Below are 18,738 nucleotides of genomic sequence, written 5' to 3'. Positions count from 1 at the left end.
CGCGAGCACGGTTACACCAGTTGTTTGTAGACGGCGTACAGCGTCGTCTCGTAGCCGAGGGACTCGTAGAGCCGCTCGGCCGGCGTGTTGCCGGCGAAGACGTTGAGCCCGATCCTCCGCTGCCCCGCCGTGACGGCCTGGGCCTCGGCCAGCAGCATGAGGGAACGCCCGTGCCCGCGGCCGCGGTGGGCGGCGTCGGCCTCGACGTCGAACACGAAGGCGCCGTCCTCGCGCAGCGCCAGCCACAGCGTGCCGACCGGTGTCCCCTCGTGTTCGAGGACGCTGACGAGCATGCCGGGCGTGGCGCGGCCCTCGGGCAGCAGGGTGGCGTGGTCCCGCTCCGACTTGGCCCGGGCCTCGGCCTCGGGCACCCCGCGCGCTGTCCAGCTGCGGGCGTAGTCCAGCTTGTTCTGGGCCAGCCAGGGGCCGAACTCCTCGTCCGTCATCGGCCGCCCGACGCTGCCCTCGGGCAGCGCGGGCGGGGTGTCGCCGAGCGGCTTGGCCATGTTCCGGTTGCGCACCACGTACCCGAGCGCCGTGGCAAGGCGGAACGCGGCGGCGGCGTCGGCAGGGACGGTCGCCTCGATCCGCCGGCAGCCCCAGCCGCGTACGACCTCCTCGGCGGCGAGCGCCGCGACCGTGGCGCGGCCGCGCCGGCGGTCGGGTTCCTCGATGCGCAGGTCCAGGACCTGGGCGACGGCGTCGCCGAAGACGGGGTGGGTGCCGAGGTGTACCGCGCCGACGGGTCGGCCGTTCACGCACACCTGGAAGCGGCGCGAACGGGTTCCGTCGGCGTTTTGCTGAAACGGCTCGGTCGGCCGCAGGGTCGTGGTCATCACGGGTGTTCTACCCGCCGTACGGCCCCGAGTCAGCCGAATATCGCGGCTCTACGGGTCGAGGTCGTCCCCGGCACGCTCCTGGAAGACCCGCATGGCCTTGGCGGTCACCGGGCCGGGAGCGCCGCGCAGTTCGCGGCCGTCGACCCGGTGCACGGCCTGCACATCGCGCAGGGTGGAGGTCAGGAAGATCTCCTCGGCGCGCTCGAGCACGTCGAGCGGGAGGTCGGTCTCCTCGGCGCCGGTCCACTCGACCACCAGCTGCCGCGTGATGCCGGCGAGGCAGCCGGAGGCGACCGGCGGGGTGTGGATCTCGCCGTCGAGCACGACGAAGACGTTCGAACCGGTGCCCTCGCACAGCTGCCCGACGGTGTTGCCGAACAGGGCCTCCGAGGCGCCCTGTTCGTGGGCGCGGGCGAGGGCGACGACGTTCTCGGCGTAGGAGGTCGTCTTCAGTCCGGTGAGGGCGCCACGCTCGTTGCGGGTCCAGGGGACGGTGACGACGGCCGTGGTGTCCGGACGGCGGGTGGTCTCGCCCAGGGCGACGACCATGGTGGGGCCGTGCTCGCCGCGGTCGGAGCCGAGGGGGCCGTGGCCGCCGGTGTAGGTGATGCGCAGCCGGCCGAGGGGCATCGGGTTGGCCGCCAGGACGGCCGCGCAGGCGCGGCGGACCTCGTCGTGGTCGGGGTCGGGCAGGCCGAGGCCGCGAGCGGAGCGGGTCAGCCGGTCGAGATGGCGGGTCAGGGCGAACGGCGTGCCGTCCACCGCCTTCACCGTCTCGAAAATGCCGTCGCCCACGGTCAGCCCGTGGTCGAAGACGGAGACGCGGGCGGACTCGACGTCCTGCAGCGCGCCGTCCAGCCAGATCTTCACTGGTCGCTACCTCGCAACTTCGGGCCGGGGACCCGGCCGCCGCCGCCCGTCCTGGGTCGGGTGCGTCATGCCGTCGGTCCCTCTCCACTCACCTCGTACGTCCCCGACGCTACCGCGAGCAGCCGGGACGCCTTCAGCTCGGTCTCCTGCCACTCCCCCTCCGGGTCGGATCCCCAGGTGATCCCGGCGCCGGTGCCGAAGCGCAGCGTGCCGTCGCCGCGGTCGATCCAGAAGGTGCGGATGCCGACGGCCAGCACGCCGACGCCCCGGTCGGCGTCGACCCAGCCGATGCCGCCGCAGTAGGGTCCGCGCCGTGCCGTCTCCAGCTCCTCGATGATCCGCAGGGCGCTGGACTTGGGGGCGCCGGTGACGGAGCCGGGCGGGAAGGCGGCGGCGAGCAGCTCGGGCCAGCCGTCCCCCTCGCGCAGCTCGCCGCGCACGGTGGAGACGAGATGGACCAGGCCAGGGTGCTTCTCGACGACGCACAGGTCGGGGACGGTGACGCTGCCGGTGGCGCACACGCGTCCGATGTCGTTGCGGACCAGGTCCACGATCATCACGTTCTCGGCGTAGTCCTTCGCCAGCAGGTCCGTCTCGGTCCGCCCGGTGCCCTTGATCGGCCCGGACTCCACGACGCGCCCGTCGCGGCGCAGGAACAGCTCCGGCGAGGCGGTGGCGATCTCCACGCCGTGCGCCGGCAGCCGAATCGTTCCGGCATACGGCGCCGGGTTGCCGCGGGCCAGCAGGGCCGTGAGGGCGTCCACGTCGGCGTCCGGGGGGACGGGCGCGGACAGGACGCGGCAGAGGTTGGCCTGGTAGACCTCGCCGGCCGCGATGTACTCGCGGATCCGCCGCACGCCCGCGGTGTACGCGGCGCGGTCGAGGGAGGACGTCCAGTCGCCGGCGGCCGGGCCATGCCAGGCTCCCGGCAGGGGCGCGGGCACCGGCTCGTGACGGACGTCCGAGAAGCGGGCGCAGGTCAGCCGGCCCTCGAAGTCGGCGGCGACCGCCCAGAAGCCGGAGGAGTCCAGGGCCGCGGGGTCGTCGGTGACGTCGGTCAGGCCGGTGGCGAGGCGGTCGCCGAACCGGGCGAGCGGGGGCAGTTCGAGCACGCTGTCGAGTCTATGGCGGGTGTCCGCCGGCCCGCCCGGGCGTGTCCGCGCGATGGTCCCGGCCGGCGGCACGAGCGGCCCCGACCAGGTCGTTGCCCGGGCGCACCGCAGCACGCTGCGCAAACGCGTTTTTGTGCTGGCCCAGGAATCCGCTAGAGTTCAACACGTCGCCGGGACGCGCAAGCGGACCGAAACGACAGGCGGACGTAGCTCAGTTGGTAGAGCGCAACCTTGCCAAGGTTGAGGTCGCGAGTTCGAACCTCGTCGTCCGCTCGAAGGACGTAAGGGATCTTCCCGGATCCCCTACACTCCTGGTGGAGTGGCCGAGAGGCGAGGCAACGGCCTGCAAAGCCGTCTACACGGGTTCAAATCCCGTCTCCACCTCCAAGGACGATTAGCTCAGCGGGAGAGCGCTTCCCTGACACGGAAGAGGTCACTGGTTCAATCCCAGTATCGTCCACTGGATCTCCTCGGAGGTCCGAGGATCTTCTCGCAAGATCCGCATCCCCGCGCGATTAGCTCAGCGGGAGAGCGCTTCCCTGACACGGAAGAGGTCACTGGTTCAATCCCAGTATCGCGCACTGTCGGTGACCCGGTGGTCACTGATCCCGGACGATTAGCTCAGCGGGAGAGCGCTTCCCTGACACGGAAGAGGTCACTGGTTCAATCCCAGTATCGTCCACACACCGAAGCCCCCGGTCCTGCGACCGGGGGCTTCTTCGTGTCTGCGCTCAGCTGGAGAAGAGCATGTGGCCGAAGCTCTTGTGACGGTGGTGACCGCCGTGGCCGTAGTGGCCACCGTGATGACCGCCGTGCTGCGGCGCTCCCCAGGCGGGTGCCTGCGGGGCGGGGTATGCCTGCGGGGCGGGCGGGGGCGGGGCCGGCTGGGACCACTGCGACTCCAGGCGGGTCAGCGCCTCCAGCTCGCCGTAGTCGAGGAAGATCCCCCGGCAGCCGCTGCACTGCTCGATCTGCACGCCGTTGCGGTTGTAGGTGTGCATGGGCGCATGACACTTGGGACACTGCATGGTCGGCTCAACTCCTCGCCGTTCGGTCCTGCTTCGCGTATCGCCAGGACAGACTCCGTCCGGCCGCGGTCGGTTGCACCCTACGGTGTGACCTGCGCCGCCGTCTGCGCCGGGGCGCCGTCCATGCGGGCGCAGGCGTCCACGACGGCCCGCTCCACCTCGTCCAGCGGACGGCCCGCCGCGTCGGCCTTGACGAGCGCACGGGCGGCCGTCTGCACGGTCAGGGCGCGCGCCGGGACGTCCAGCGCCGGCCAGGGGTCGCCGGTCGCAGGCACCGCGGGGCCGCCGGCGGCGCGGTAGGCGTCCAGGAAGCGGGAGAACTCCTGCGGCGGGAGCAGCCCGCAGGCGTACCAGGCGGCCGGACGGGCCAGATCCCAGGCCGGTACGCCGGTACCGAGATCGTCGACGTCGATGAGCCGCCAGTCGCCGGCCGGCGCGGGGTGCCGGACGAGCTGACCGAGGTGCAGGTCGCCGTGGCAGAGGGCAAGAGGGCCGGGCATGGGCGCCTCGGCGCGGGCCCAGGCGGGCAGGGCGGCCCAGGCGCGCAGGACGGGGCCGGCCTCGGCGGGGAGGGTGGGGATGCCCGTGCCTTCGGCGGGGAGAGTGGGCGTGCGGGCGCCGGTGCCGGCGCCTTCGGCGAGGGGGGCCGTGGTGCGGGCTTCGGCGGGGGTGGCCTGCAGGGCGGAGCGCAGACGGGTGACCGCGTCCGCCGCCTTGGCCGGACCGCGCATCACGGGCAGGTCCGGCGGGGCGGGGGTGCGGTGGAGGCGGGCGAGGAGGGTGGCGGCGGCCTCCCAGGGGGCGGCGTCCGGGTCGTCGGGGTCCACGGGGGCGCCGTAGGGCCAGAAGGTCACCGGGCGTCCGTGCAAGGTGAGCGGGGCCTCGGTCAACGGGGGCAGGAGGACCTCGGGCAGCCGGGCGGCGACGGCGAGGCGGGGGGCGAGACCCGCGGGGTCGGTGTGCGGTGCGTGCGCCTTGGCGACCGTGCCGGCGTGGCGCACGACGGTGGCGTCGGGGCGGTCGGCCAGCGTGCTTGCCGCGCAGGCGTCGCAGCGGGTGTCGGTGGGGTGGGCCCTTTGTCTGACCCGGCGGGTGAGGTCGGCGAGGAGGGCGGTGGGCATGGGGGTGAGGGTACGACGGGTCCGGTGTGCGCCGGTGTCCGGTGTCCGGGCTTCCGGTGTCGGGGGGGGGTCCGGTGTCCGGCTGAGCGGGGGATGGCGGACCGGCGGACCGGAGTCGGCGTGGGGTCAGGACTGCGGAAGGGGAAAAGCAATGCCGGCGCAGCTCCCCAGCTGCGCCGGCATTTTTGCCGTCCGCCGCACCCCCGTCCCCACGGGGTTTCATGGATGGATGTCCCCGCCCGGACCGCTCTTCCGGGCCTGGGGTCGCCGCTCAGCGCCCCAGCATCACACCCACGGACGACGCCTGTGTGGCCACCGTCTCCCAGCCGTCGAAGACGAGCAGGAGCAGGGCCGCCAGGGGAAGGGCCATCAGCGTCGCCACCAGGGGGTGGCGGCGGCCCGTGCGGCGGGGACGCGTGAGGCGTCCCTGCGTGCGGAGCAGTGTCCGCGGTGCCGTGTGGGCCATGGTCCCTCTCCCGACCGTGCTCGGTTGTCCTTGGCAGCGGCGAGTGTCGTGACCTCGGGGGACGAGTGCTGCACCCGCCGCTTGACTTCAAATCTAGGCGGGCGGCGAGCCGGGGACGTCATGCCTTCGTATCGATTGCCGGGCCTCCCGGAGGATGAGCCGCCACCGGGGACGTACTCCCCTGGGTGGAGACGCGGACCCAGGTCTCGGGGTCTTCCCGGAGGGGGCGTCCGCTGCGGGCGGGTTTGCCCCGGCCTTTCCGCCCGGCCCAGGGGGTCCGGCCGGGTGACTTCGATCACTTCGTCCGCTCTGGGGCGTACCGCCGTCCTCGCCCGGCGGCCGCCCCCGCCCGCCGGCGTCCCGGCCGGGCCCGGGGTGTCCCCCACGGCCGGGGCCGACCAGCGGCTGCCGCGCACCCCAAGATCAACTTCCCTGGTCCCGTGGGAGGTTGGGATCCGTCCTGGTCCGGAAGCAGGTCGTCCGTACTGCTTCTGACCCGGCCTCAAGTGCCGTCCCTGCGACCGGCAACGCATCGGCACGAGAGGGCGCGGCCTCTGCGCGCAACCGGCCGTGGAAACGTAAGCTGTGCCACGTCACACGGACCGGGCAGCGGGGATGAACATGGCGATGATGCGCCTGAGGCGCGAGGACCCGCGCGTCGTCGGCTCGTTCAGGCTTCACCGACGGCTCGGCGCGGGCGGGATGGGCGTGGTCTACCTGGGCTCCGACAAGAAGGGGCAGCGGGTCGCGCTGAAGGTGATCCGTCCCGATCTTGCGGAGGACCAGGAGTTCCGGTCGCGGTTCGCGCGCGAGGTCTCGGCGGCGCGGCGCATCCGCGGCGGATGTACGGCCCGGCTGGTGGCCGCCGACCTGGAGGCGGAGCGGCCCTGGTTCGCGACGCAGTACGTCCCCGGACCGTCGCTGCACGACAAGGTCGCCGACGAGGGGCCGCTGATCGCGGCCGACGTCGCCGCGGTCGGGGCCGCCCTGTCGGAGGGGCTGGTCGCCGTGCACGAGGCCGGCGTGGTGCACCGGGACCTGAAGCCGTCCAACATCCTGCTCTCCCCCAAGGGCCCGCGGATCATCGACTTCGGCATCGCCTGGGCCACCGGCGCCTCCACGCTCACGCACGTCGGCACGGCCGTCGGCTCGCCCGGCTTCCTGGCGCCCGAGCAGGTGCGCGGCGCGGCGGTCACGCCGGCCACGGACGTGTTCTCGCTGGGGGCGACCCTGGCGTACGCATGCACCGGTGACTCACCGTTCGGGCACGGCAGTTCCGAGGTGATGCTGTACCGGGTGGTGCACGAGGAGCCGCAGCTGCACGGCGTACCGGACGCGCTGGCGCCGCTGGTGCGCACCTGCCTGGCGAAGGACCCCGAGGAGCGGCCCAGCACGCTGGAGCTGTCGCTGCGGCTGAAGGAGATCGCGGCCCGCGAGGCGCAGGGCCTGGCCGACGTGCGTCCGCCCGCGCCGCGCGCCGCCGAGGCCGACCGGCCCACGGGGCGGCTCGCCGACACGCTGTACCCGGAGCACACCCAGCGACGGCCGCAAGGCCCCGCGAGCAGCCCGGGGACCCCGCTGCCGCGCGGCAGCGCGGGATCGCGGGCCGGCGCGTCCCGGGGCGGGGCGCCCTCCCGCGGTGACAGCCCCTCCCGGGGCGGGAGCGCGGCCGCGCGCGGCGCGGGCCCGGCGTCGCGGGGCGGCTCCGGTTCCCGGGCCGCCGGCCGGCCGACGCCGGCCTCGCGCGACGGCCGGCGGCCGGGCGGCGGCAGCAGGCCCGCGCAGCGCAGCGGCTCCGGACGTCCGGCACCGCGCACGACGGGGACGCGGCTGCGCCCGGCCAACCCCCGGCTGCTGCGCCAGCGGCTGACCGTGTTCGTGGTGGTGACGTTGCTGGTGGCGCTCGGCATCGCCCTCGTCCAGGGCTGCGAGGGCCCGGCCCGGGGGCTGGGCGGCGACAGCGGCGTTCGACAGGCTCATCGGACGCAGCAGACTCATCGGACGCAGCAGACGGACCGGATGCTGGAGACGGGCCGGACGCTGGAGAGCGCACGGCCCGGCTTCACGCCACTGCCCGAGGACGAGCTGATGTCGCAGCGGTACGAGTCCACGCTGTGGCGGGACTGAGAGACCCACTGCTGCGGAGCCCGGGGCACTGAGGGCCCCTGTCCCATGGGCGGCGGCCTGCTGCAGCGCGGGCGGCGCGCCGGGCGCGGTCCCGTGCCTCGGAGCGCCGGGAGCGACAACGAGGTCCCGTGCCTCGGAGCGCGGCTGGAACGACAACGCGGTCCTGGCCTCGGAGCCCGGCCAGCCCGAGACCGCGATCCCGGCCTCGAAGACCGGCCGGACCGGCAGCGCGATCCCGGCCCCGGAGCCCAGCCGGACCAGCAGCGCGATCCCGGCCCCGGAGACCGGCCGGACCGGCAGCGCGATCCCGGCCCCGGAGACCGGCGGGGCTCTGCGCGCGCCCCGGCCTCAGAGCTGCGGGCGGCCCGTCGCCACCGCGTAGAAGGCGACCGCTGCCGCCGCGCCCACGTTGAGGGAGTCCACGCCGTGGGACATGGGGATGCGGACCCACTCGTCGGCGGCGGCCAGGGCCTGCCGTGACAGGCCGTCGCCCTCCGCGCCCAGCATGAGCGCGACCCGGTCCATGGTGTGCGGGGCGCACTCGTCGAGGGTCTTGGCCTTGGCGTCCGGGGTGAGGGCGAGCAGCGTGAAGCCCGCCTCGCGCACCGGGTCGAGCCCCTTGGGCCAGGTCTCCAGGCGGGCGTACGGCACGGAGAAGACCGCGCCCATCGACACCTTCACGCTGCGCCGGTAGAGGGGGTCGGCGCAGTCCGGGGACAGCAGCACCGCGTCCATGCCGAGGGCGGCGGCCGAGCGGAAGATCGCGCCGATGTTGGTGTGGTCGTTGACGGACTCCATGACCGCGACGTGGCGCGCGTTCGCCAGCAGCTCGGCCGCCGTGGGCAGGGGCTTGCGCTGCATGGACGCGAGAGCGCCGCGGTGCACGTGGTAGCCGGTGACGCGTTCGGCGAGTTCCGGGTCGATCGTGTAGACGGGTGCCGCCGACGCGTCGATGACGTCGCGCATCGCGTCGATCCACTTGGCCGACAGCAGCATCGAGCGCATGGCGTAGCCGGCTTCGCCGGCCCGCCGGATGACCTTCTCGCCCTCGGCGATGAACAGCCCCTCGGCCGGCTCGCGCCTGCGGCGCAGCTCGACGTCGGTCAGGCCGGTGTAGTCGGTCAGGCGCGGGTCGTCGGGGTCGTCGATGATGATGAGTTCGGCCACGGGGTGATACTGCCTTGTCGTGCGTGCGGAGCGGGCGGCGCGGGTGAGGGGGATGCCCGGGTTACGGCGTCGGGCCGACCTTCACGACCTCGCCGATGACGATGACCGCCGGGGGCTTCACGTCCTCGGCGCGGACCGTCTCCGCGACGGTCGCGAGGGTGGCGTCGACGCGGCGCTGCGCGGCCGTCGTGCCCTCCTGGACGAGGGCGACCGGGGTGTCCGGGGACTTGCCGTGGGCGACGAGCGTCTCGGCGATCTTGCCGATCTTGTCGACGCCCATGAGAACGACGAGCGTGCCGGTCAGCTTGGCCAGCGACGGCCAGTCGACCAGGGAACGCTCGTCGTCGGGGGCGACATGGCCGCTGACTACGGTGAACTCGTGGGCGACCCCGCGGTGGGTGACCGGGATGCCCGCCGCGCCGGGGACGGAGATCGAGCTGGAGATGCCGGGCACGACCGTGCAGGGGATGCCCGCCTCGGCGAGCGCCTGGAGCTCCTCCATGCCGCGGCCGAAGACGTACGGGTCGCCGCCCTTGAGCCGGACGACCGACTTGCCCTGCTTGGCGTGCTCGACGAGCGCGTTGTTGATGGCCTCCTGGGCCATGAACCGGCCGTAGGGGATCTTCGCCGCGTCGATCACCTCGACGTGCGGCGGGAGTTCCGCGAGCAGGTCGCGCGGGCCGAGGCGGTCGGCGATGACGACGTCGGCCTCGGCGAGCAGGCGGCGGCCGCGCACGGTGATCAGGTCCGGGTCGCCGGGGCCGCCGCCGACCAGGGCGACACCCGGGGTGCGGGTGCGGTGGTGGGGGGCGACCAGGGTGCCGTCGCGCAGGCCCTCGACCACCGCGTCGCGGATGGCGGCGGTGTGGCGCGGGTCGCGGCCGCGGGCGTCCGTGGTCAGTACGGCGACGGTGACGCCCTCGCTGTGACCGGTGGCCGGCGTCCAGGCGGTCGCCGCGTCGGCGTCGTCGGAACGCACGCACCACACGCGGTGCCGCTCGGCCTCGGCGGAGGCGGCGGTGGCGGCGTCGGCGTCGCTGGTGGCGATCAGGGCGTACCAGGCCTCGGCGAGGTCGCCGTCCTGGTAGGGGCGCCGGTGCCAGGTGATCTCGCCCGCGTCGGCCATGGCCTCGACCGACGGGCTCGCCTCGGGCGACACGAGGTGGATGTCCGCGCCGGCCGCGATGAGGGCGGGCAGGCGGCGCTGGGCGACCTGGCCGCCGCCGAGGACGACCACGCGACGGCCGGTGAGGCGGAGTCCTACGGGGTAGGCGGGGTGTTCGGCCATGAGGGACGGCTCCTCGTGCAGCGGTGCGGTGGGGCGCGCTGCGGCTCCGGAGCGGCCCTGACGTGCGGATTTTAGGCGGTGGGCGGGGCGGGGCGCACGGGTGGTCCGGCAGGTGAACGCCGGACCGCCCTGTGTGGGTCGCCTACTTCTCGGTGACGCCGGCCGAGTCGAACGTCGCCACCTCGTGCATCGCCCGGGCCGTGGACTGCACCAGCGGCAGGGCGAGCAGCGCGCCGGTGCCCTCACCGAGGCGCAGGTCGAGGTCGACCAGGGGGCGCAGGCCCAGCTTGTTGAGCGCGGCGACATGGCCGGGCTCGGCGCTGCGGTGGCCGGCGATGCACGCGGCGAGGACCTCGGGCGCGATGGCGCGGGCCACCAGGGCTGCGGCGCCCGCACTGACGCCGTCGAGGATCACCGGCGTCCGCAGGGAGGCGCCGCCGAGCAGCAGGCCGACCATGGCCGCGTGCTCGAAGCCGCCGATCGCCGCGAGCACGCCGATCGGGTCGGCCGGGTCCGGCTGGTGCAGCTCCAGGGCGCGGCGGACCACCTCGGTCTTGCGGGCCAGCGTCTCGTCGTTGATGCCGGTGCCGCGGCCGGTGACCTCGGCCGGGTCGGCGCCGGTGTAGACGGAGATCAGCGCGGCGGACGCGGTGGTGTTGGCGATGCCCATCTCGCCGGTGAGCAGCGCCTTGTTGCCGGCCGCCACCAGATCGCGGGCGGTCTCGATGCCGACCTCGATGGCCTTCTTGGCCTCTTCGCGGGTCATCGCGGGGCCGGTGGTCATGTCGGACGTGCCACCGCGGACCTTGCGGGGCAGCAGGCCGGGCGTGGCGGGCAGGTCGGCAACGACACCGACGTCCACGACACACACCTCGGCGCCGACCTGGTTGGCGAAGGCGTTGCAGACCGCTCCGCCGCCCAGGAAGTTGGCCACCATCTGGGCGGTGACCTCCTGCGGCCAGGGGGTGACGCCCTGGGCGTGCACACCGTGGTCGCCGGCGAAGATCGCGACGGCTGCGGGCTCCGGGATCGGCGGCGGGCACTGCCGGGACAGCCCGGACAGCTGCGCGGAGATGATCTCCAGCATGCCGAGCGCTCCGGCCGGCTTGGTCATCCGCTTCTGCCGCTCCCAGGCCTCGCCGAGCGCCTTGGCGTCCAGCGGGCGGATCTGCGCGACGGTCTCGGCGAGCAGGTCGTGCGGCTCCTCGCCGGGCAGCGCCCGACGGCCGTACGTCTCCTCGTGCACGACCCACGACAGCGGGCGGCGCTTGGACCAGCCGGCCTGCATCAGCTCGGGCTCGTCCGGGAACTCGTCGACGTACCCGACGCACAGGTACGCGATGACCTCCAGGTGCTCGGGCAGGCCGAGCGCGCGGACCATCTCGCGCTCGTCGAAGAAGCTGACCCAGCCGACGCCGAGGCCCTCGGCGCGGGCGGCGAGCCACAGGTTCTCCACCGCGAGCGCGGCGGAGTACGGCGCCATCTGCGGCTGCGTGTGGCGGCCGAGGGTGTGGCGGCCGCCGCGGGTCGGGTCGGCGGTGACGACGATGTTCACCGGGGTGTCGAGGATCGCCTCGATCTTCAGTTCCTTGAACTGCTTCGCCCGGCCCTTGGGCAGCGACTTGGCGTACGCGTCGCGCTGCCGCATCGCCAGTTCGTGCATGGCGCGGCGGGTGTCGGCGGAGCGGATGACGACGAAGTCCCAGGGCTGGGAGTGGCCGACCGACGGCGCGTGGTGGGCGGCCTCCAGGACGCGCAGCAGCACCTCGTGCGGGATGGGGTCGCTGCGGAAGCCGTTGCGGATGTCGCGGCGCTCCCGCATCACCCTCAGCACGGCCTCGCGCTCGGCCTCGTCGTAGCCGGGCGCGGCCGGGCCGGTGGACTCTGGTGCCTCTGCCACGGCGGCCTTGCTCTCTTCGTCCCGGTCGTCCCGGGGTTCCGGCTGTTCCTGGTCTTCCCGCGGTTCCAGGTCTTCCTGGTCCGCTGCCCTCGTCCGCAGATCGTCCGCCTGCTGTACGACACCGGCGTCGGCCTCGGCTTCACGGGGGGCCGGGACCGGGGCGACGGGCTGCGCGGCCGGCTCTTCCACCGGCAGCGTGAGGGGGTGCGGCGGGGTCGGTGCGAGGTGCGGAGTGGTCGGCACCTGGCCGTCGACCGGCACGAACTGCCCGATCGGCAGCGGGGCCGCGGAGTCGGACGGGGCCGCCTGCGCGTCGGAGGGCGCAGGCACGGCAGCGGGGGCGGGCTGCGCGGCCTCCGGTGCGGCGGGCTGCGGGGCCGCGACGGCCACCGGCGGCTGCGGGGCGTCCTGTGCCTGCGGCACCTGCGGGCCCTGGACGGGCATGGTGGCGGGAGCCGGGGCGGCGATCTGGGTGTCCGGCTGGGGGGCCGGGGCGGGCGCGGGCTGCGCCGCTTCGTCCGGGGTCGGCAGGGGGGTCTCCTGGGCTGCGGCGACAGCCACCGGGGGGTGTGCGGCGGCGGACGCGTCCTGCGGGGCGGCGACCTGGGCGGTGCCCGGGTCGGCGGCCGGGGCCTCGGTGGGCTGCTGGGACGCGGCGGGGGCCGGCTCGGTGGCCGGGGCGTTCGCGTCGGCGGGCACCGGGGCCTCGGCGGCGGGCTCGACGGGCTGGGGGGCTGCCACGAGGGCGGGCTCCGGGGCCTGGTCGGCTTCGGCGGGGGTCGGCTCGGCGGCGGCCGGTGCGGGCTCGGCAGCGGCGGGCTCGGCAACCTGCGAAGCCTCGGGGGCGGCCGGCTCGGGAACCTGCGGAGCCTCGGGGGCGGCCGGCTCGGCAACCTGCGGAACCTCGGGGCCGGCCGGCTCGGCAACCTGCGGAGCCTCGGGGCCGGCCGGCTCGGGAACCTGCGGAGCCTCGGCAGCAGGCTCCGCTGCCTCCGGTGCCGGGGCGGCGGACGCTTCCGACGCCTCGGGGGCCGGGACGGCGGGCGCTTCAGCCGGGGCGGCGGCGGGCGCTTCGGCCTGCGGTGCCACGGCGGCGGGCTGGGCCTCGGGCGTCGCGGGGAGCTCGGACGCCTCGGGTGCCTGCGCCGCGGCGGGCGCCCCGGGCGCCGTCGGAGCGTCCGCCGGGACGGCCTCGGTGCCCTGCGTCTCGGGGGCGTCGGTCGCCTGGGCAGCGGCCGCGGACGGCTCCTCGGCCTGCGGTGCCTCGGCGGCGGCAGACGGCTCGGGCGTCTGCGTCTCGGCGGGGGGTTCGGAAGCCTGCGGCACCTCGGGGGCGTGCGGCTCGGGGGCCTGCGACGCCTCGACCGGGACGGCGAGCGACTGGACCGCCTCGGGCGCCACGGGCTCGGCGGGCTGAGCCACCTCGGCAGCGTCCGGCTGGGCGGCAGGCACGGCTTCGGCCGGGAGCGGCTCGGCGGCGGGCGCGGCCTCGGCGACCGGAGCGGCCTCGGCCACCGGAGCGGCGGGCTGCGCCGGTTCCTCGGCCGGAGCGGCGAGCTGGGCGGCATCGACGGGCTGGTGCTGGGCGGCGACCGGCTCGACCGGCTGCGCGGCGGCGTCCTCGCCCGGCTGGGCAGCGACGGTCTCCCCCGCCACGGCCGCCTCCGTCACGGCCGGGCCGTCCGCAGCCGGCTCCTCCGCAGCCGGCTCATCCACCGGCCCGTTCTCGGCACCGGGGGCTTCGGCGGTCTTGGCCGCGACCGGCTGCGCCGGGGCGTCGGCCGGTGCCTGCGCGCCCGCGGCCACGGCACCGTCGGCAGGCGCCACCTCGGCACCGGCTTCGGCCGCCGCGTCCTGCACCGGCGTCTCGACAGCGGCGGCCTCGGCAGCGGCCGGCGCCGCCTGCTCCGGCTGCACGGTCTCGGGCAGTCCGGTCGGCGCCGGCACCTGCGCCGACACCTGGTCCGGCACCTCAGGCGGGGTCGGCACCTCGGTCGGCGCCTGCGCCTCGGTCGGCGCCTGTGCGTCGGCCCCGGCGTCGACGGCCGCGCCGTGGGCCGCCGCCTCCGCCGCCGCTTCCTGAACCTGCGGCGGCAGCACGTGGCTGCCCGTCGCCGTGACCGCTTCCGTCGCGAGGCGGGCCACGGCGGCCTGGGCCGCGTCCACCGGGCCGGGCTGCGGCGCCGCCGCCGGGCTGACCGTTTCGGCAGGGACCGCCCCGGCGGCCACCTGGGCCTGCGCGGGCCACGCCGCGGCCTCCGCGGACGCCGGCGCGCCGGCCTGCTGCGGGGCGTCGAGGTACTCGGGGCCGCTGGGGGACGGGACCGCCTGGCGGACCGGGGCGTCAGCGGGGCCGCGGTCGGCGAGGGAGCGGACCGGGCTCGCGGAGGCGTCCGGGATCGGCGGGCCGAGGTGCAGCGGCCGGCGGGGCGTGATCGGCGGGATGGGCCGGGTGGGCGCTGTACGCTGCGGCGCCGGGCCCGGGAGCCGTACCCCGTTCAGGTCGACGGAGCCGCTGTCGCGGCCGGACAACTCGTGCGGGCCCGGCTCGTGCACGGCCTCGACGACCGGCTCGGGCGCGGGCGGCGCCACCTCGTTGCCCCAGGCCCCGTGGGAGCCGGGCAGCAGCAGGTCTTCGTCCTCGGCGGGGCTCTCGGAGAGGTAGGCGTACGCACCGGGCGCGGAGACGCCCGGCTGCTCCACCGTGCCTGCGTTCTCCGGCAGCCCCTCGCCCGGGACCTGGCCGGTGTCGGTCATGCGTACCCCTCGCCCATCGGTTAGTGCCTCTACGACCAGTTCACCCGGAACGGCGCACCGACCGCCCCGCAGTGAAGAACGAGCGGGCGTGCCCAGCGGCACGAACGACCGCCCGGAAAAGGCGACAAAGCCATTCAGTGGCATTGTCCCGGCCGTTGCGCCGTCGCGACAGCGTGATCCGCGACAGCCCGCTGTGGACTGCGCCACGTTGCGCGTCCACGCGTTCTGCCGTACCACACCCGCCCCGAAACGGACCGGTTTTTACGGACATTGACCGGCGGAGCGCCGGGCGACCGGTTGCGGTACGACGATCGGCCAGCCTACCCCGCGATACGACAAGCCGATCACGGGGTTCGGTCCGCGAGCACCCCGGTGAGCAGGAACGCCACGCTCCGCTCGGTCTCGGACCAGGCGCGGGTGTCGAGCTCGACGGACTGCAGCAGGGCGCACTGGACGTGGTAGCCGTGCTCGGTCAGGTCGCGGCCGATGAGTTCGGCGGCGTCGCGGGTGCCGGCGTGGGTGACGATGCGCTGCGGGCGCCGGTCGGCGACGGCGGAGACGACGGCCGCTCCCCCGCCGCCGACCCGGACGACGTCGGGTTCGGGCAGGTCCTCCAGGACCTGCGGGGCGGCGCCTTGGACGATCTGCAGCTGGACGCCGTGGCGGCGGGCGACGGCGTCGGTGCGGGCGCAGGCGTCGGGGTCCCGGTCGACGGCGAGGACGGCGGCGCCGGCGCGGGCGGCCTCGGTGGCGAAGGCGCCCGAGCCGCAGCCGATGTCCCACACGAGGTCGCCGACGCGGGGCCCGAGGCGCGCGAGTTGCGCGGCGCGCAGCGGTTCGGTCTCGCCCTCGCCGAGGTCGCCGTCGTAGGCGTCGGCGGGCAGGGTCCAGCCGCGGGGTGCGGTGGCCGGGTCGCGGCCGGCGATCCAGCCGCCGTCCTCGGCGGCGCCGGCCCGGCCGCCGATGACGATGACGACGTTCGGGTCGCGCCAGGTGTGGTCGGCGGCCTTGTCGGAGGTGACGACGGAGACCTGCTCGCGTTCGGTGCCGAGTTCCTCGCAGATGACGAAGGTGCGGTGGACGCCCTCGAGGAGCAGCCCCAGCTCGGCGGGGCCTGCTCCGGGTGCGGTGAGGACGGCGACCTTGGTGTGGGCACGGCACACGTTGACCGCGCGGCGCAGGGTGCGCGGGTGGGCGACGACCACCAGGGCGTCGTCCCAGGGCATGCCGGCGCGGGCGAAGGCGGCGGCGACGGATGAGACGGCGGGGACGACCTCCACCTCGAGGCCGAACTCGGGGGCGCGCAGCGTGCGCACGACGCCGAAGAAGCCGGGGTCGCCGTCGGCGAGGACGACGGCGGTGCCGCGGTGGCCGGCGATGCGGCGGGCGGCGAGGGCGACGCTGCCCAGCCGGATGCGCTCGGCGCCGGGCGGAACCTCGGGCAGTGCCAGGTGGTGGGCGGCGCCGGCCACCAGTGTGGCGGCGCCGAGGGCGGCGCGTGCCGCCTCGGTCAGCGGCGAGCCGTCCCAGCCGATCACCGTGACCCGGTCGGCCATCGTCGTCAGTCTCCAGGTTTGCGCAGGTCGTCAGGGGTGCTGGGCCCGGGGGGCGGCTTCGAGCGTACCTGGTGGGGTGCCGCGGCTCAGTTCCAGTCGGAGTACGGCGCGAAGCCGCCGGTGTCTGCGAGCTGCTCGTCGGCTCCCTCGAGGTCCTCCGGGAGCAGGCTCCACACGATGAAGTCGGTACGCACGTCGGTCCACGTGCCGTCTTCGGTGCGGACGTGGACTATGCAGGCGTTGCGCAGCACGCCCTCGCTGATGCAGCCGATCTTCTGGGCGACCTGCTGGGAGGCGGTGTTGTCGGCGGCGGTGCGCAGCTCGATGCGTTCGAACTTCTGGTCGTTGAAGAGCCACTGGGCGGTGGCGAGCGCGGCCTCGGAGGCATAGCCCTCGCCGCGCGCCCAGGGGGCGACGATGTACGACAGTTCGGTGGACCGGATGTGCCAGTTGGTCTTGGTGAGCTGGACGACGCCGACCAGGCGCTGGGTGAGGAACTCGGTGACCGCGAGGTCCAGGCCGCGGCCCGTGGTGCGCTCGGTGCGCGCGTACTCGGTGATCCACTGCCGGGCGGCGTCCTCGGTGAACGGCCGGGGCACGTCGGTCCAGGCGGCAACCTGCTCGTCGTTCATCATCTCGGTCAGGGCGGGCACGTCGTCGTCGTCGAGGGGACGCAGCACCAACCGCTCCGTGCTGATGGAGATGTTGGGGAAGGTGCTAGTCATGCGACGCTCCGTAACCTTCGGGAGTTTCTTGAGGAACCGTCAGGGCTCACTGAACTGCCCAGCATGCAGCATGTAACCACTGAACCGCACAACGGGGTCCACCCCCCGTGAGGAGTGGACCCCGTTGGCGCACGCGCGGGCTCAGAACGCCGGGACGACGGCGCCCTGGTACTTGTCCTCGATGAACTTCTTCACCTCGGGCGAGGTGAGGAGCTTCGCGAGCTTCTTGACGCGCGGGTCGCTCTCGTCGCCCTTCTTCACCGCCAGGAAGTTGGCGTACGGGTTGTTCTGGGCCTTCTCCGCGACGAGGGCGTCCTTCGCGGGGCTGAGCTTGGCCTCCAGCGCGTAGTTGCCGTTGATGACGGCGGCGTCCACGTCACCGAGGGAGCGCGGCAGCTGGGCGGCCTCCAGCTCCTTGAACTTCAGGTTCTTGGGGTTGGAGGTGACGTCCTTGGGGGTCGCGGAGTACCCGGCACCGGCCTTGAGCTTGATGACCCCGTTGTCCTCGAGGAGCTTGAGCGCGCGGGCCTCGTTGGTGGTGTCGTTGGGCAGCGCGACGGTGCCGCCCGACTTGAGGTCGTCGAGCTTCTTCAGGCTCTTGGAGTAGACGCCGAGCGGCTCCAGGTGGACCGTACCGCCGGGCACCGGGACGATGTCGGTGCCGTTCTTCTTGTTGAAGTCGTCGAGGTACGGCTTGTGCTGGAAGTAGTTGGCGTCGACCTCGCCCTGCTGGACGGCCGTGTTCGGAGTCACGTAGTCGGTGAACTCCTTGACCTCGAGCTTGAGGCCGGCCTTCTGCGCCAGGTTGTCCTTGATGTAGGTGAGGATCTCGCCCTGCGGGGTGGGCGTGGCGGCGACGGTCAGCGTGGCGTTCGGGTCCTTGGCGGAGTCCTTGTCCGAGCCGCAGGCGGACAGGCCCAGGGTGAGGGCTCCGGCGGCGAGGACGGCGGTGGTGATCTTGGCGGTGTTACGCACGAAAAGTGCCTTTCCTTATGGGTGGTGCGACCCCGTTGTCAGGTGAACGGGGAGTTCTCGGGGTGCTCAGCCCTTGCGGACGGCGTCGGCGGCGACCGTGCCGCCGAAGACGCCGCGCATCGGGCGGAACAGGAGCAGGCCACCGGTCTTGCCGGTACGGCGGTGCAGGGTGCGGGCCGTGTAGTCGCCGGCGAACTGCAGCAGGGAGATGACGACGGCCAGGATGGCCACCGTGATCCACATCAGCCCGGTCTCGAAGCGCTGGTAGCCGTAGCGGATGGCGATGTCGCCGAGGCCGCCGGCGCCGACGGTGCCGGCCATGGCGGAGTAGCCGATGAGGGCGATGATCGTGGTGGTGGTGCCGGAGATCAGCGAGGGGAGCGACTCGGGGAGGAGGACGCTGCGCACGACCTTCCAGGTGCTGCCGCCCATGGCCTGCACCGCCTCCACGAGACCGCCGTCCACTTCGCGGACGGACGTCTCGACGAGCCGCGCGAAGAACGGGATCGCGCCGATCGCGAGCGGCACGATCGCGGCGTCACGGCCGATGGTGGTGCCGGTGACCCAGCGGGTGAAGCCCATCAGGGCCACCATCAGGATGATGAACGGCATCGAGCGGGCGATGTTCACGATCTGGCCGATGACCTTGTTCGCGACGACGTTCTGCAGCAGCCCGCCCTTGTCCGTCAGGACGAGCAGGATGCCGAGCGGCAGACCCCCGACGACGGCGATGAGGGTGGACCAGCCGACCATGTAGAGGGTGTCCCAACACGCTTGCGACAGCAGGGGCTGCATCGTCGACCAATC

General features: G+C 74.3%; 14 protein-coding genes and 5 tRNA genes. 6 read left to right on the top strand and 13 right to left on the bottom strand.

Features of this window, described 5'->3' with window-relative positions:
* Window positions 1-11 precede the first annotated feature (11 nt).
* The 3 genes from ACZ67Q_RS21690 to ACZ67Q_RS21680 all read right to left on the bottom strand — a co-directional run bounded on the left by ACZ67Q_RS21690 (window position 12) and on the right by ACZ67Q_RS21680 (window position 2,821).
* Window positions 12-836, bottom strand: coding sequence for a GNAT family N-acetyltransferase (locus ACZ67Q_RS21690; RefSeq protein ID WP_471184486.1), 825 nt, complete (start codon window positions 834-836; stop codon window positions 12-14).
* A gap of 51 nt (window positions 837-887) precedes the next feature.
* The gene (locus tag ACZ67Q_RS21685; protein WP_471184484.1) at window positions 888-1,709 is read right to left on the bottom strand and encodes an aminotransferase class IV; all 822 of its coding nucleotides are present in this window, start codon (window positions 1,707-1,709) and stop codon (window positions 888-890) included.
* 65 nt (window positions 1,710-1,774) lie between these two features.
* On the bottom strand, window positions 1,775-2,821 hold the full coding sequence (locus tag ACZ67Q_RS21680; RefSeq protein ID WP_471184482.1) for a chorismate-binding protein: 1,047 nt from the start codon (window positions 2,819-2,821) through the stop codon (window positions 1,775-1,777).
* Between the two features lie 200 nt (window positions 2,822-3,021).
* Between ACZ67Q_RS21680 and ACZ67Q_RS21675 the strand changes: the two genes are divergently transcribed.
* From ACZ67Q_RS21675 to ACZ67Q_RS21655, 5 genes are all read left to right on the top strand, one after another.
* Window positions 3,022-3,094, top strand: a tRNA-Gly gene (locus ACZ67Q_RS21675).
* A gap of 40 nt (window positions 3,095-3,134) precedes the next feature.
* Window positions 3,135-3,208: transfer RNA gene (locus tag ACZ67Q_RS21670), tRNA-Cys, on the top strand.
* A gap of 1 nt (window position 3,209) precedes the next feature.
* Window positions 3,210-3,281 (top strand) — tRNA-Val (locus tag ACZ67Q_RS21665).
* A 49-nt stretch (window positions 3,282-3,330) separates the two neighbouring features.
* Window positions 3,331-3,402, top strand: a tRNA-Val gene (locus tag ACZ67Q_RS21660).
* 29 nt (window positions 3,403-3,431) lie between these two features.
* A tRNA-Val gene (locus ACZ67Q_RS21655) sits at window positions 3,432-3,503 on the top strand.
* 49 nt (window positions 3,504-3,552) lie between these two features.
* On the opposite strand, the gene ACZ67Q_RS21650 is transcribed toward ACZ67Q_RS21655, so the two are convergent.
* The 3 genes from ACZ67Q_RS21650 to ACZ67Q_RS21640 form a co-directional block, all read right to left on the bottom strand.
* The gene (locus ACZ67Q_RS21650) at window positions 3,553-3,849 is read right to left on the bottom strand and encodes a TFIIB-type zinc ribbon-containing protein (RefSeq protein WP_361625199.1); all 297 of its coding nucleotides are present in this window, start codon (window positions 3,847-3,849) and stop codon (window positions 3,553-3,555) included.
* Window positions 3,850-3,929: 80 nt separating this feature from the next.
* Entirely contained in the window at window positions 3,930-4,970 is a 1,041-nt protein-coding gene (locus ACZ67Q_RS21645; protein ID WP_471184480.1) for a phosphotransferase, read from the bottom strand.
* Between the two features lie 271 nt (window positions 4,971-5,241).
* Window positions 5,242-5,436, bottom strand: coding sequence for a hypothetical protein (locus tag ACZ67Q_RS21640; RefSeq protein WP_361625205.1), 195 nt, complete (start codon window positions 5,434-5,436; stop codon window positions 5,242-5,244).
* Between the two features lie 615 nt (window positions 5,437-6,051).
* Here ACZ67Q_RS21640 and ACZ67Q_RS21635 point away from each other — a divergent pair.
* Window positions 6,052-7,563: a serine/threonine-protein kinase gene (locus tag ACZ67Q_RS21635; protein WP_471184850.1), complete on the top strand. Its 1,512-nt coding sequence runs from the start codon at window positions 6,052-6,054 to the stop codon at window positions 7,561-7,563.
* A 348-nt stretch (window positions 7,564-7,911) separates the two neighbouring features.
* On the opposite strand, the gene ACZ67Q_RS21630 is transcribed toward ACZ67Q_RS21635, so the two are convergent.
* The 7 genes from ACZ67Q_RS21630 to ACZ67Q_RS21600 form a co-directional block, all read right to left on the bottom strand.
* Window positions 7,912-8,730 (bottom strand): TrmH family RNA methyltransferase, encoded by an 819-nt coding sequence (locus tag ACZ67Q_RS21630; protein ID WP_471184477.1) that lies wholly within the window; start codon window positions 8,728-8,730, stop codon window positions 7,912-7,914.
* 61 nt (window positions 8,731-8,791) lie between these two features.
* On the bottom strand, window positions 8,792-10,018 hold the full coding sequence (gene cobA / locus ACZ67Q_RS21625; RefSeq protein WP_471184475.1) for a uroporphyrinogen-III C-methyltransferase: 1,227 nt from the start codon (window positions 10,016-10,018) through the stop codon (window positions 8,792-8,794).
* A gap of 142 nt (window positions 10,019-10,160) precedes the next feature.
* Window positions 10,161-14,675, bottom strand: a complete 4,515-nt coding sequence (gene cobT / locus ACZ67Q_RS21620; protein WP_471184472.1) for a nicotinate-nucleotide--dimethylbenzimidazole phosphoribosyltransferase — start codon at window positions 14,673-14,675, stop codon at window positions 10,161-10,163.
* 344 nt (window positions 14,676-15,019) lie between these two features.
* Complete coding sequence (gene cbiE / locus ACZ67Q_RS21615; RefSeq protein ID WP_471184470.1) at window positions 15,020-16,231, bottom strand: precorrin-6y C5,15-methyltransferase (decarboxylating) subunit CbiE; 1,212 nt, start codon at window positions 16,229-16,231, stop codon at window positions 15,020-15,022.
* An 86-nt stretch (window positions 16,232-16,317) separates the two neighbouring features.
* The gene (locus ACZ67Q_RS21610) at window positions 16,318-16,956 is read right to left on the bottom strand and encodes a GNAT family N-acetyltransferase (protein ID WP_471184468.1); all 639 of its coding nucleotides are present in this window, start codon (window positions 16,954-16,956) and stop codon (window positions 16,318-16,320) included.
* Between the two features lie 141 nt (window positions 16,957-17,097).
* A complete protein-coding gene (locus tag ACZ67Q_RS21605) occupies window positions 17,098-17,931 on the bottom strand; it encodes a MetQ/NlpA family ABC transporter substrate-binding protein (protein WP_471184465.1) in 834 nt (277 codons plus the stop codon).
* A 66-nt stretch (window positions 17,932-17,997) separates the two neighbouring features.
* On the bottom strand, window positions 17,998-18,726 hold the full coding sequence (locus ACZ67Q_RS21600; protein WP_471184847.1) for a methionine ABC transporter permease: 729 nt from the start codon (window positions 18,724-18,726) through the stop codon (window positions 17,998-18,000).
* Window positions 18,727-18,738: the final 12 nt, after the last annotated feature.

The organism is Streptomyces sp. NPDC036813 (genome assembly GCF_055609245.1).
The sequence above is the reverse complement of the archived record's forward strand: the minus strand, read 5'-3'. Positions and strand labels throughout refer to the sequence as shown.

Excerpts from the sequence above, each read along its gene's own strand:
- ACZ67Q_RS21635 (WP_471184850.1), top strand. The coding sequence starts at position 6,052 with ATGAACATGGCGATGATGCGCCTGAGGCGCGAGGACCCGCGCGTCGTC.
- ACZ67Q_RS21690 (WP_471184486.1), bottom strand. The coding sequence starts at position 836 with ATGACCACGACCCTGCGGCCGACCGAGCCGTTTCAGCAAAACGCCGAC.
- ACZ67Q_RS21640 (WP_361625205.1), bottom strand. The coding sequence starts at position 5,436 with ATGGCCCACACGGCACCGCGGACACTGCTCCGCACGCAGGGACGCCTC.
- ACZ67Q_RS21600 (WP_471184847.1), bottom strand. The coding sequence starts at position 18,726 with ATGCAGCCCCTGCTGTCGCAAGCGTGTTGGGACACCCTCTACATGGTC.
- cobA (WP_471184475.1), bottom strand. The coding sequence starts at position 10,018 with ATGGCCGAACACCCCGCCTACCCCGTAGGACTCCGCCTCACCGGCCGT.
- ACZ67Q_RS21610 (WP_471184468.1), bottom strand. The coding sequence starts at position 16,956 with ATGACTAGCACCTTCCCCAACATCTCCATCAGCACGGAGCGGTTGGTG.
- ACZ67Q_RS21650 (WP_361625199.1), bottom strand. The coding sequence starts at position 3,849 with ATGCAGTGTCCCAAGTGTCATGCGCCCATGCACACCTACAACCGCAAC.
- ACZ67Q_RS21645 (WP_471184480.1), bottom strand. The coding sequence starts at position 4,970 with ATGCCCACCGCCCTCCTCGCCGACCTCACCCGCCGGGTCAGACAAAGG.
- cobT (WP_471184472.1), bottom strand. The coding sequence starts at position 14,675 with ATGACCGACACCGGCCAGGTCCCGGGCGAGGGGCTGCCGGAGAACGCA.
- cbiE (WP_471184470.1), bottom strand. The coding sequence starts at position 16,231 with ATGGCCGACCGGGTCACGGTGATCGGCTGGGACGGCTCGCCGCTGACC.